This window comes from Rothia nasimurium (assembly GCF_042660305.1).
GTDB lineage: Bacteria > Actinomycetota > Actinomycetes > Actinomycetales > Micrococcaceae > Rothia > Rothia nasimurium.
This window is the reverse complement of the sequence record NZ_JBHSTW010000010.1, coordinates 34,462-46,582: the sequence shown is the minus strand read 5'-3', so window position 1 is coordinate 46,582 and position 12,121 is coordinate 34,462. Positions and strand designations below refer to the sequence as shown.

The following is a 12,121-nucleotide window of genomic DNA, read 5'->3' as shown; positions in this document are numbered from 1 at the left end:
CTATTCCTCCCCGCCGAAGGTGGAGGCCACGGTTTCGAAGTACTCCAGCGAAGTCTGCAGGGCAGCGCGCAGGTGCTCATCAATCTGGGCGTCCGTCACCCCGCCCGCGTAAACCATGCTCAGCTCAACCGGCAGCACTACAAACCCCTGCCCCTCCTCTTCAACCCGGTAGGGGAAGACCTTGGGGAAGAGGTTCTGCTGGTTCCAGGCGTTGGTGAACTCGTTGAGGGCGGGCAGCGCCTCGAGAGGGAAGGTACCCCGGTAGCTGCCGCGCACGCTCAGCAGGTCGCGGCTGGCGTTACTGGAGAGGGTGTAGTAGAAGTAGCCCCGCTCAAAATGGAACACAGCGGCCCCGTCATCGCCCAGCTCGTAATCCACCTCAAGGCGGTCAAGAGCCTGCAACATACGCTCATCGGTGAGCGGCTTGAGCAGCTGCGCGGCAGACTGGACGGACTCAAAGTACCCCATGGTTCCTCTTTCAGCGGTGGAAGATAGTGGTGCGGTTCCTTCTATCCTATAGGTTCGGGCGAAGGTGGGGTTGGGGTGGAGGGCGGATACGGACGCTGAGATCTGTCGAGACCGCCCTACAGGTTGGTGATAGCATTTGCTATCTTAAAACTATGGACACCGTGCAGTTATCCGAGGCGGCTCACACCGCCCAGCAAAAGATAGAAGAAGGACGCCAGCAGCTCGTGAACGCTGTGCGTTCGGCTTATCGGGCGGGCATGTCACAGCGGGCTATCGCTCAAGTCGTTGGGCGAAGCCAACCAGAGGTTTCCCGTATCATTCATTTTCATGGAACCTCGCCTCACGGCCGCGCTCTTAGAGAGCGCCGGGCAGAGCTCATAGACTATTTCGAAGAACACGGGGTAGATAACGTGAGGGTCTTTGGGTCTGTAGCAACTGGTCAAGATAAACCCACATCAGATATCGACCTGCTTGTCACAGCGCACAGGCCTCTCGGCCTGCTTGCACAGAGCCGTTTGCAGGCTGAAGCTACACAGATTCTGGGCGCCCCTGTTGATATTGTTTTTGACCATGCGATTCGCCCCGATGTGCGTGACCGAATTGTGAATGAAGCGGTGCTCTTATGAGTAGAACGATTGAACGGAGCCTTTAACCCTCTACGCCCCTTCGCTCCTGACTCCGGGGTGATGCACCGGGGGCAGAAACGAAAGGGCGTAGGTTAGGGGCCTTGATTCTTTAGGCGCTCGCCAGGGCGGCCCGGCGGGCCTGGCGTTCGGCTTCTACCTTATCTTCGCGGCGGTGGCGAATCCAGATGCTCAGGGCAGTGCCCGCAACAGCCAGGGTAATCCAGCCCAGCAGCCAGACAATACCCGTTGCAATACCGATGGAGCCACCGGCAATCAGGGAGCGGAAAGCCTCCAGCGCGTGAGTCAGCGGCAGCCAGGGGTGGATAGCCTGCAGGAAGGCCGGGGCGGTCTCAATCGGGTAGGTACCGCCCGCCGCACCAATCTGAACTACGGTCAGAATCAGGGCGATGAAACGGCCGGGGGCGTCCAGTAGGGCAATCAGGGCCTGGTTGATAGCTAGGAAGGTGATAGAGGTCAGAATAGCGAAGCTGGTCAGACCCCAGAAGTTCACCTCTTCAATGCCCACCCAGTAGTGGATCACGGTAGACATCACCGTGCCCTGCAAAATACCCATGAAGAGTACCGGAACCAGGGCACCGCGCAGGGTGCGCAGGCCGGAGTGGCCGCCGCGGGCGAACTTGCTGGAGATCGCCGGGTACATCATGAAGTAGGCGATAGCGCCGACCCACAGGCCCAGGGTCATGAAGTAGGGGGCCAGGCCATGGCCGTAGGTGGGCACCTCGTTCAGGCGGGTTTTCTCAATGGTGACGGGGTCGCTGGTGACCGCGCTGAGTTCGCTGGCCTGGTCGGTGGTGTAGCTGGGAACCTGCCCCACGGCGTCCCCCAGGGAGGTTGCTAGCTGGGTGTTGCCGTCCTCTAGCTCGTTCAGGCCGTTGGCCAGGGAGGACGCCCCGTCCACAGCTGAGCCTGCCCCCTCATTGAGGGTTGCGGCACCGCTGGCGAGACTGGTGGCGCCCGATGAAAGGCTGCTGGTTCCTTCAGCGAGGGTCTGGGCGCCGTCATTGAGGGTGGCGGACCCGTTAGCCAGGGAACTGGTGCCCTCGGCCAGGGTGGACGCGCCCGATGAGAGGGTGCCGGTGCCGTCCGCTAGGGTGGATGCACCGCTGGCCAGAGTGCTGGTGCCCGAAGCGAGTGAGGCTGCCCCGTCATTGGCCTGGGAGATAGCGGTGACCAGGGCGCCCAGGCTGGTGGAGAGGGTTCCTGCCTTGCTGTTGAGGGTTGCAGCTCCCTGGCTAAGGGCGTCTGCCCCGTTAGAGAGGGAGGTTGCGCCGCTTGCCAGCTGGCCTGCCCCGCTGTCGAGAGCGGACGCCCCCGCAGCCAGCTTGGTCAGGCCGCTTGAGTTGGTGCCCACCAGGGTATCTGCCCCGGTGGCGAGCTGCCCGGCGGCTGTGTCTACAGCCCCGGCCCCGCTGGCAAGGGCGGACGCCCCCGCGTTGAGCTGCTGCAGAGCAGCGAGTTTCTGCTCATCGGTGAGGTTGCCCCAGTTGTCGATGAGGGCCTGTGAGCTGGTCGAAAGGCCCTGCGCGCCGCTGGCAAGGGTGCCGGTGGCGGTGTGCAGCTGCTCCGCGCCGTCGGCGAGATTCTGGGCACCGGTGACGGCGGCGTCCGTACCATCCGAGAGGGTGGTGGCGCCGCTTGCAAGCTGCCCGGCGGCGTCCTCAAGGCTCTGCGCGCCGCTGGCAAGGTCAGAGGCACCGGACGCCAGGGCACCGGTGCCCTCGGTCAGGGCGGGGAGCTGCTCGGGTAGGGCAGATACGGCGGAGTCGATCTGGCTCAGGCCGTCCGAGAGGGAGGCCGCACCGTTGGCGGCACTATCAGCACCGTTCGCCAGCGAGGTGGCGCCGCTGTTCAGTTCCGCGGCACCGGAAGCCAGGGAGGACGCGCCGTTATTCACCTGAGTCGCGCCGTCGGCTAGGGAGGCTGAACCGGACGCCAGCGAGCTAGCGCCATTGTTCACCTGAGTGGCGCCGTCCGCCAGGGTGCTTGCCCCGGAACTTAACTCGCCGGTGCCCGACTTGAGGTCGGTCAGGCCCACCACGAGCTCGTCGGAGCCTTCCTTGGCGCTGGTGGAGCCGTCGGCGAGCTGGCTGGCGCCGTCCGCCGCCTGCCCCAGGGAGTCGTGGATATCGGTGAAGCCCGCGTAGATGTTGTTGAGGTACTCGGTTGATACCTTGCTGGCCAGGGTGTCGGTGACCGCCGTGCCCAGGGAGCTGGCGATATTGCCCGAGATGATGTTGGAGCCGTCATTGGTGGTGATGGTCAGCTTGGCGGTCTGGGCTGCCGCCGCGTCGTTTTCAGACACTGACGCGACGTTCGCAGAGAAGTCAGACGGAATCGTCAAAATAGCCTGGATGTCACCGTTTTCGAGCTTGGTCTGTGCTTCGTCGGCGCTCATGGTCGACCAGTCAAAATTCTGTTTACTGTCGTTGCTCAGAAGCTCGTCGGTGAGGTCTTGACCCAGGTTGAGCGTGCTGCCGGTGGCTGTGGTTGCCGGTGAATCTTCATTCACAATCGCTGCCGGAACGGCGTCAATCGTGCCCGTGGGGTCATAGTTAGCCCAGGTTAGAATGCCTGAGTAAATCGAGGGGATGATAATAACGGCCAGCAGTACCAGGTACTTCATGGGGCTGAAGCGATGCGGGTGCAGCTTGGGGCGTTTAGCGCGTGTTGAGGGCACGGGGTTTCACCTGCTTTCAGGTTGTAGGGTCAGTAAAAATCAAGGGGGCGGGCTAGGAGATAGCTGCCCGCATCATCTGGGCCAGGCGCTCGCCGGTGGCTTCTGCGGTGTTTTCGCCGGTGAAGTCAGTGGCCAGCCAGCGGACGGCCAGCCAGGCGACCCCGGCGGCAACGAACTGGACGTAGTCGCTGGTGAGGTCGGGGTTCTTGGCGATGAAACGTTCGGCAACGGCCGGTCGGCTGAGAAAACGGTGGCTGAGGAAGTCGATGAGCTCGGCGACCAGGGAGGAGTTGCCCGAGATAGCCAGTACATTGCGGTAGAAATCCGCGTCGGCCTGCAGCTGCTTGAGCAGGTTGGTGCTGACCTCGCTGGTAAAGACAGCAACGGACGCAGCGGGGTCGGCTGGTAGTAGGGCGTCGAAGGCAGCGCTGAGTTTGGTGAGGGCCGCGGCGTGAATGACCTCGTGCACGTCGGTGAAGTGCTGGTAGAAGGTGGGGCGGCTGACCCCTGCGGTCTTGACCAGGGTTGTGATGCTGAGGTTGCCGGGGTCGCTGGTGCCCAGGGCCTCGGTGGCGGCGTCGATGAGGGCTGCGCGGGAGCGGGCCGGACGCGGGTCGGCAGCGCGGGCGTCCTCTGCGGCGGGTGCCAGGGTGGGGGTCATAGCGGGTATCCTCTACCAACAATTTTTTCTTACAGATGTAAAGTTTACACTTGTAAAAAATATCGGCAAGCGGTGGGTGTGTGAGATAAGAAATAGCTGTCTAGGTAGATTATAGGCATGAACACACTGCCCCGCCCCCTCGCCTTTGCCGCCCTGGCCTGCGGTGCTGCCGCAGCCGCGTCCGCCCTCTATCACCGCTACAAACCCCTGCCAGCTGGCCTGGATGTTACCGGGCCCTGGCGAAGCGGGCAGGTAGAGCTGTTGGCAGACCTCACCTACACGGCCGCCGGTGAAAGCCGGTCTGACCAGCAGATTTTCACCGCTGTTGAGGGGGTCATTGAGCGGGCTGCACGCTTCTTGGTGCTCGATATGTTCCTCTTCAACAGCGACTATGACCGCTCCAGTGGCCGCACCTACCCGGCCCTCTCCCAGCGCCTTACCGAGGCCCTTCTTGCCAAGCGGGCCGCCGCCCCCGATGTGCCCATCGTACTCATCACCGACCCCATCAACACCTTCTACGGCAGCTACCCCCTGCCTCATCTAGAGCGACTGCGGGCCGCCGGGGTGCAGGTGGTTGAAACCCGGCTAGAGGCCCTACGCGACTCCAACCCCGCCTACTCCGGCTTCTACCGGGCAGCCCTGGCGCACCTGGCGGAGCTCCCAGCTGTGCTGCCCAATGCCCTGGCACCGGGCGGGCCGCGCGTCTCTGCCAATGCCTACGCCCGACTCTTTAACTTCAAGGCCAACCACCGCAAGGTGGCCCTGTCTGAGGCCGAGGCTGTGGTGGCGTCCGCCAACCCGCACGACGCCTCTGCGCCCAACTCCAACCTGGGTTTGCGGGTCACTGGTGCTGTGGTGGGCGACCTGCTGGCCAGTGAGCTGGCGGTTCTAGACTTTTCTGCTCCCGATCTTGCCCGTTCCCTGCGGGGGCTAAGGTTTGCTGGTGGTGTTGAGCTCCTGGGTCAGGCGTCTGAGGTGCAGTTGGTGACCGAGGGCGGTATTCGCACTGCGGTGCTGGAGCTGCTGGCGGGTGCCGGCGCGGGGGACCGGGTCTGCCTGGGCATGTTCTATCTATCGGAGCGCGCTGTCATTACCGGGCTTAAAGCGGCTGTGGCCCGTGGCGCTTCGGTGCAGGTGGTGCTCGACCTCAACATTGACGCCTTTGGCCGCACAAAAACCGGCCTGCCCGCCCTTCCCGTTGCGCGAGAGCTGGTACGGGCCGGGGTTCAGGTGCGCTGGTACGCCACAGGGGGCGAGCAGTTCCACCCCAAGTATCTGGCGGTTCACCGAGGGGCGGACGCTCCCGCCCCGGCAGATTCTGGCGGCTTTGAGCTCCTGAGTGGGTCGGGTAATTTCACCCGCCGAAATATTTGTAATTACAACCTAGAAACCAGTCTGCGGGTGCGCGCCGCGGGTGACTCCGCCCTGGCCCAGGAGTTCTCTGCCTACTGGTCCCTGATCTGGAATAATGAACCGGTAGACGGCGCCCAAACCACCTTCACCCTGCCCTATGCAACCAAGGCGGGCGGGGGCGTCCTAAAATCGACCCTACAAACCCTGGCCTACCGCGCCCAGGAGGCGACGGGGTTGGGGACCTTCTAGGTGTAGACAGTGCAAAAGTTTGTAATACGTGCAATAAATGAAAACACTTGCACTTATTTCACTTAATCGATAGTCTGAGGATGTATAAATCCAAGAACCTCTACCATCAAGGAAGACGATGACCGCGCAGACTCTCAAAAACACTGCGACTATCGAAACAAGCCAAGCTGTGGCTCAAGAGGCTCATAACCTTCTCACTCATCTTGAGAAGTCACCTGCGCTGTCTGTGTCGTTGACTGTATCTGGCGAGGCCAGTGAAGTGCTGGGGCCAGAGCTGGTCGCAGCGTTGAAGGCAACCCTGTCAATCATCAGTCAAGGAGGTCAAGCGCAGGTTGTCTCCGTACCCAAGGATCTGACTACGACTGTGGCGGCCCGCCGCATCGGGGTTTCTCGCCCAACTCTTATGAAGCTCATTCGTGAAGGTCAGATTCCTGCCCATCAGGTAGGTACCCACTGGCGTGTTCGCACGGTAGATGTTGATGCTTACAGGGCGCAGCTGCTTGCTGTGAAAACTGCTGAACAGAAAGCTGCCTTCGAAGAGCTTATGAAACTTGACGAAGAGCTCGGAATTTTAGACTAAACAAAATAGAAATATCGCTACTTGTGCTACCCCACGTCTTTAGGATGGGGTGGTATGAGTAGCGATATCTATCGGATAGTTCTCGACACCAACGTGCTGATGAGCAAGACGTTGAGAGACTGGATTTTCCTTACCTGTTTGGAGACAAATAATCTTTTTTATCAGGTATATCTTTCGCAGGGTATCTTAGATGAGTTCGGTTATCACTGGCGTAAACAGCATCCACACCATGATGATGCCGTAAGGCAGCGCTATATGAAGCAGAATATGGATAGCGCGACGGGCATTGTGGAGGGGTTTAAAGTAGAAACTCCTGCCGGATATCCTGACGAGCATGACGCCCATGTTCATTCGGCCGTGCTTGCATCTACAGCGGATGCTCTCATAACCGATGATTCTAAACTGATAGCTTTTGGTCAAAGTTGCCAAGGGGAGGAAGCCCTGCCCTATGACACCATGAGTGCGGATGACTTTCTCATGCAGATGGCTCACTTCATACCCCCAGAGATTCTCGACTCGGTGTACCTAAAACAGGAAACCTATCTTGAGCATAGGAACCCTGATGCAACTGTACCTAGCTTGCTTCGACAAGCAGGGGCTTTGAATTTTGCTCGTCACCTTCAAACGGTTGTAATTCCGCGTTTATGATGTGGGACCTGGTCTAGATGAAAACCTTATGACCTACTCTTCGGTGGACTCATGCGGGCCTAGTCTGCGAGACTATATGGAGTTTTCCCTTACCCTCTTTCATCCTGCCGGGGGAGCTCTTTTGTCAGCAGGCTTGCTATGCTGGCGGTGAGAGCAGGTAAAGACGCCTGCTACCCGACGCCAGAAAGGACGCAGCCGTGACACACCCACTTGATGCCAGAAGCACCCAGCCCGGAAGGCTCTCCCGCAGATTCCTTACCCTGCCCGCGCTATCGGCGGCGGGCGTCCTCACATTTGCACCCCTTGCCTTCGCACCGGCCCAGGCAACAGACCTGCCTGCTGCGCCGGCGTCCGGCAACATTCGCGACGACGCCAACCTGCTTACCGATGCCGAAGAGAACACCCTCAACGACCTCATCGACCAGAAAAACCGGGGTACCGACCGCACCCGCTTCGCCATCTACACCACCGACCAAAGCCCCGGTGACCTGCCCGACTACGCCACTGATCTGGGCAACGCCTGGGGCGTTGGCGACCAGGGTAAAGATAACGGAGCTGTGCTGGTCATCGATATGGAGGGCCGTGAAACCTTCATCGCGGTCGCCGACGGCGCCGGGGACTACATCAGCGATTCTGAGGCAGAAACCATCGCCAACGACGTCCTGGGCCCCTACCTCACCGATGGCAACTATGCCGCCGGTCTAGAGACCACCATCGACGAAATCTATGCCGCCGCAGAAACCGAGAGCGCAGATAGCAACCTGATCCTGTGGGGCATCCTGGGAACCCTGGGTGCTGTTGCCGCAATTATCGTCGGGTGGGTTTTCCGCGACTACCGTAAGGTCAAGCGGGCTGCCGAGGACGAGATGCGCCGAGCTAAAGAAGAGAACCCCGGCCTGAGCATTCCCGACGATATGCGTCGTGACTACATCAAATACCGCTACGCCAACCGCACCGCCCCGGTAGACCCCGACCAGCGCGAGGCCGAGCTCGCCGAGCAGGAAGCGGAGAACAAGGAGACCTACACCCGCTACGCCCCCACCTTTAGCACCTGGCTACCCCTCTACGCGATCATGCCCCACCTCTACTCGGGCAGCAATCACGTGCCGGAAAATTCGGGAGCATCAGGGGGTAGCTTCTCGGGCGGCTCCTCCTTCGGGGGTGGCGGGGGCTTTAGCGGCGGCGGTGGAGGCGGACGCTTCTAGGACGCCTCCGACCGGCTAGCCAGGCCCAGCAGGGCCCGGTGCACGGTGGTGTCGCCGGTGAGTTCCGGGTGGAAAGAGATGCCCAGCAGGTGGCCCTGCTGCACCCCGACCACCTGCCCGGCATGACGGGCCAGCACGGTGACGTCCTCACCCACCCGGGTAACAATGGGCGCGCGGATGAAGGCGGCCTTCACCGGCACCTGCCCGCCAGCATCGGTAAGCTGACCGGAGCCGTCCGCCCCGGTAGCACCCCAGGTCAGCTCAGTTTCTGCTGAGTCAACCTGGGAGCCAAAGGCGTTGCGGCGCACGGTCACATCGAGCAGGCCCAGGGTCTGCTGGCCTGCAGCCGGGTCCTCAATTTCCCGAGCCAGAAGAATCAGCCCGGCACAGGTGCCCAGGGTGGGAAGACCACCCGCGATAGCGTCAATCAGGGGCTGGCGCAGGCCAAAAATCCTGGTCAACCGGTCAATGGTCGTCGATTCCCCACCGGGAAGAACCAGGGCATCCAGCCCCTCCAACTGCTCGGGGCGCTTGACCAAAACCACCTGCGCCCCCAGCTTCTCCAGCAGGGACGCGTGCTCGGCGACCCCGCCCTGCAGGGCAAGGACGCCAACAACAGGGGGAAAATTCACTACCATCCACGCTCCGCCAGGCGGTGGGGGGCGGGCAGGTCTGCCACGTTGATACCGACCATGGCCTCGCCCAGGCCGCGGGAGGCGTCCGCAACCGCTGCAGGGTCGTTGTAGAAGGCGGTTGCCTTGACGATGGCCTTGGCGCGGGCCTCGGGGTTGCCCGACTTGAAGATGCCGGAGCCGACGAAGACGCCGTCCGCACCCAGCTGCATCATCATGGCAGCGTCAGCCGGGGTCGCCACGCCGCCAGCAGTGAAGAGCACGACGGGCAGTTTGCCGGTTTCGGCGACCTCGCGTACCAGTTCGTAGGGGGCAGCGAGCTCCTTGGCCTTGACGTACAGCAGGTCGGGGGCGGTAGCGTGCAGGGCTTGCAGCTCGGCAATCTGGGTCTTGATGGTGCGGATATGCTTGGTGGCTTCAGAGACGTCACCGGTGCCAGCCTCGCCCTTAGAGCGAATCATGGCAGCGCCCTCGGTGATACGGCGCAGGGCCTCACCCAGATTGGTGGCACCGCAGACAAAGGGCACCTTAAAGGCGTGCTTGTCGATGTGATTGACGTAGTCAGCGGGGGAGAGAACCTCGGATTCGTCGATGTAGTCAACCTTGAGGTGCTCAAGAATCTGGGCTTCTACGAAGTGGCCGATGCGGGCCTTGGCCATGACGGGAATAGAGACAGCGTCGATGATTCCCTCGATCATGTCGGGGTCGCTCATGCGGGCTACGCCGCCCTGGGCGCGGATGTCGGCGGGGACGCGTTCGAGAGCCATGACGGCTACGGCGCCGGCGTCCTCTGCGATTTTTGCCTGTTCGGGGGTGACGACGTCCATGATGACGCCGCCCTTGAGCATGTCGGCCAGGCCGCGCTTGACGAGGGGGGAGCCGGTAACGGTGGTTTCTGTGGTCTTGTTTTCAGTCATGGTTTCAACTGTGCCCGCCAATGTGGTCTAAGAATAGGGCCAGTTTCTAGCAAAGTTTTTAGACCACAGGTAGGGAGGCGGACACCCGTCGGCACGTTTTGGGGGGCAAGCTGTCCCCAAAATCTAAAATTTTTGGCCCTGCCAGCCAGCTGATGAAGAGGTTTGGGGGACAAACTTCCCCCAAAATCTTTGAAAAAATGAGCTATTTTGCTCAAAAAACCCACCCCTGGGGACAGCTTCAAATTTTTTTCCAAAAAATTTTTTCACCAGACAAGCGCGCTTTCATAAGGGTAAATAAAATTACTTCACGAGGAAAGTGGTAGTTTTGTCCCCATCTCGCCTTGTTTTGTCCCCCAAACGTCCTATAAAGTTTTCAACCGAAGCACAAAGGGCTAACCCAAAGCCCACAGGCTCCACCCAGGAGCCACACAAACCCACCCCAGGGTTCACCCGGATTCCCCAAGAATCCACACCCCGGCTCTCCCCAAGAGTCTCCCGTCCCAAACAAATACACACGAAAGAGACCCAAACCATGCTTTCTGTATCCCGCCGCAACTTCCTGTCACTGACCGCCGCAACCGCTGTAGCAACCGCACTGACCACCCAGGCAGCGCACGCAAACACCGGTACCGTGCTCAATGGCAACGGCCTGGCATCAGGCGTCCTGCGCTTTACCCCCCTGGCAGACGTCACCTACACCTCCCCCTTCGCCCATGCCTTCACCGATGCCCGCTCCTTCACCCCCATGGGCGCCAAGACCTCCGACGCTCTAGTTGAGGCAACCTACACCACCTCGCGTCCTGCCACTGGCACCGTTTACACCCGCGTCATCGCACGACGCGTTGCCACCGGTCGCGACTACTACACCGCCCTGCTGACCATCGGTAACACCGGCCAGCTGACCCTGCTGATCGAGCGCGTCATCAACAACCGCACCGTCATCCTGGGCCAGAAGGTCCTTGCGGCTACCGCCCCCACCTCAACCTTCTCTTACGAGCTGGCTCTCTCGGTGCGCGCTACCCGCCTCGTTGCCCAGGTTATCGTTGACGGCCAGGCCGTTGAAACCCTGGTAGCAAACGACAACGTCATCCCCTTCTACGGCACCCCCCAGGGCACCGGCACCGGCATCAGCGTTTACGCAGGCCGCACCGTCCCCTCCACCCACGTTGTCTCTGTTGCTAAGGCCAAGGCAGACAACTGGGGTGAGCACCGTGGCGCTCTGACCGCTTCAGGCTGGGGCAAGCTCATCTTCGAAGATGACTTCAACAACGGTGCAATCGACGGCGCTAAGTGGCGCGTACGCGATAAGTCCTACGTAGGGTACGACTCCGGTGTGAACCTCAAGGAAGCCGTCACCATGGGCGACTCCTCCGCCAAGATTTGGCTGAAGAAGCTGGCTACCCCCGTCACCTACAAGGACGGCAAGCTGCGCGAATGGGCCACCGGCTACATCGACACCATGGGCAAGTTCTCCGCTGAGAGCTTCCGCCTGGAATACCGCGCTAAGCAGCCCGCCTCAAACCCCACCCACATCGGCGCCTGGGGCGGCATCTGGATGCGCCCCAACAACACCGCTCTGCTCGGTGAAATCGACATCTCCGAGTCCTACGGCTACGCTTCCGGCAAGCAGAAGGTTGATATCTCCAACCGTTCCGAGGGCACTGTGCACTACGGCCAGCAGCAGGGTAACAAGGCTAAGAAGAACGCCCTGATTCCCGTACTGGGCCAGAACCTTGCCGATGAATACCACACCTGGGCAGTTGAGAAGACTCCTGCCGGTATCAAGTTCTTCTTTGACGGGGTTGAATACCTGTTCGTCTCGTCAGAGGATCCTCGCTACCAGGCCGCACTGCCTGCTGGTGAGAAGTTCAACATCCGTTTGTGCATGCAGGCAGGCAATGCCTACTGGGGTGGCCTCGCTGAGACCACCGCGGATTGCGCAATCGAGGTTGACTACGTACGCGTTTGGGAGTACGTAGGCTAGTCAGATTCCCTGGGAAGAATCTGATGCGAGAGGGGGTACCGGCGCCAGCAGCCCGGTGCCCCTTCTTCGTTTTGTTTGGGATAGGTGCCCGCCGCGTGTG

Annotated in this window: 11 protein-coding genes; 6 read left to right on the top strand and 5 right to left on the bottom strand. The window is 61.0% G+C overall.

Going from position 1 to position 12,121, the window contains the following annotated elements:
- The gene (locus ACFP6B_RS03970) at nt 1–468 is read right to left on the bottom strand and encodes a type III secretion system chaperone family protein (protein ID WP_185173858.1); all 468 of its coding nucleotides are present in this window, start codon (nt 466–468) and stop codon (nt 1–3) included.
- A 161-nt stretch (nt 469–629) separates the two neighbouring features.
- On the opposite strand from ACFP6B_RS03970, the gene ACFP6B_RS03965 reads away from it, so the two are divergent.
- Entirely contained in the window at nt 630–1,094 is a 465-nt protein-coding gene (locus tag ACFP6B_RS03965; protein ID WP_377127099.1) for a nucleotidyltransferase family protein, read from the top strand.
- Between the two features lie 109 nt (nt 1,095–1,203).
- On the opposite strand, the gene ACFP6B_RS03960 is transcribed toward ACFP6B_RS03965, so the two are convergent.
- The gene (locus ACFP6B_RS03960; RefSeq protein ID WP_377127096.1) at nt 1,204–3,792 is read right to left on the bottom strand and encodes a YhgE/Pip family protein; all 2,589 of its coding nucleotides are present in this window, start codon (nt 3,790–3,792) and stop codon (nt 1,204–1,206) included.
- Nucleotides 3,793–3,844: 52 nt separating this feature from the next.
- Entirely contained in the window at nt 3,845–4,453 is a 609-nt protein-coding gene (locus ACFP6B_RS03955) for a TetR/AcrR family transcriptional regulator (protein ID WP_377127093.1), read from the bottom strand.
- Nucleotides 4,454–4,570: 117 nt separating this feature from the next.
- On the opposite strand from ACFP6B_RS03955, the gene ACFP6B_RS03950 reads away from it, so the two are divergent.
- The 4 genes from ACFP6B_RS03950 to ACFP6B_RS03935 all read left to right on the top strand — a co-directional run bounded on the left by ACFP6B_RS03950 (nt 4,571) and on the right by ACFP6B_RS03935 (nt 8,488).
- Nucleotides 4,571–6,055 (top strand): phospholipase D-like domain-containing protein, encoded by a 1,485-nt coding sequence (locus tag ACFP6B_RS03950; protein ID WP_377127090.1) that lies wholly within the window; start codon nt 4,571–4,573, stop codon nt 6,053–6,055.
- A gap of 118 nt (nt 6,056–6,173) precedes the next feature.
- Nucleotides 6,174–6,635 carry a helix-turn-helix domain-containing protein gene (locus tag ACFP6B_RS03945; protein ID WP_377127087.1) on the top strand — a complete coding sequence of 154 codons (462 nt, stop codon included), beginning with the start codon at nt 6,174–6,176 and terminating at the stop codon, nt 6,633–6,635.
- Between the two features lie 54 nt (nt 6,636–6,689).
- Nucleotides 6,690–7,283, top strand: a complete 594-nt coding sequence (locus tag ACFP6B_RS03940; RefSeq protein WP_377127084.1) for a PIN domain-containing protein — start codon at nt 6,690–6,692, stop codon at nt 7,281–7,283.
- Nucleotides 7,284–7,480: 197 nt separating this feature from the next.
- A complete protein-coding gene (locus ACFP6B_RS03935) occupies nt 7,481–8,488 on the top strand; it encodes a TPM domain-containing protein (protein ID WP_377127081.1) in 1,008 nt (335 codons plus the stop codon).
- On the opposite strand, the gene pdxT is transcribed toward ACFP6B_RS03935, so the two are convergent.
- Both pdxT and pdxS read right to left on the bottom strand, forming a co-directional pair.
- A complete protein-coding gene (pdxT, locus tag ACFP6B_RS03930) occupies nt 8,485–9,120 on the bottom strand; it encodes a pyridoxal 5'-phosphate synthase glutaminase subunit PdxT (protein ID WP_377127078.1) in 636 nt (211 codons plus the stop codon). The genes ACFP6B_RS03935 and pdxT overlap by 4 nt on opposite strands.
- On the bottom strand, nt 9,120–10,037 hold the full coding sequence (gene pdxS, locus ACFP6B_RS03925; RefSeq protein ID WP_377127075.1) for a pyridoxal 5'-phosphate synthase lyase subunit PdxS: 918 nt from the start codon (nt 10,035–10,037) through the stop codon (nt 9,120–9,122). Before pdxS ends, pdxT begins: the two co-directional genes overlap by 1 nt.
- Before the next feature lie 532 nt (nt 10,038–10,569).
- On the opposite strand from pdxS, the gene ACFP6B_RS03920 reads away from it, so the two are divergent.
- Complete coding sequence (locus ACFP6B_RS03920) at nt 10,570–12,021, top strand: glycoside hydrolase family 16 protein (RefSeq protein WP_377127072.1); 1,452 nt, start codon at nt 10,570–10,572, stop codon at nt 12,019–12,021.
- The last annotated feature ends 100 nt before the right edge of the window (nt 12,022–12,121 follow it).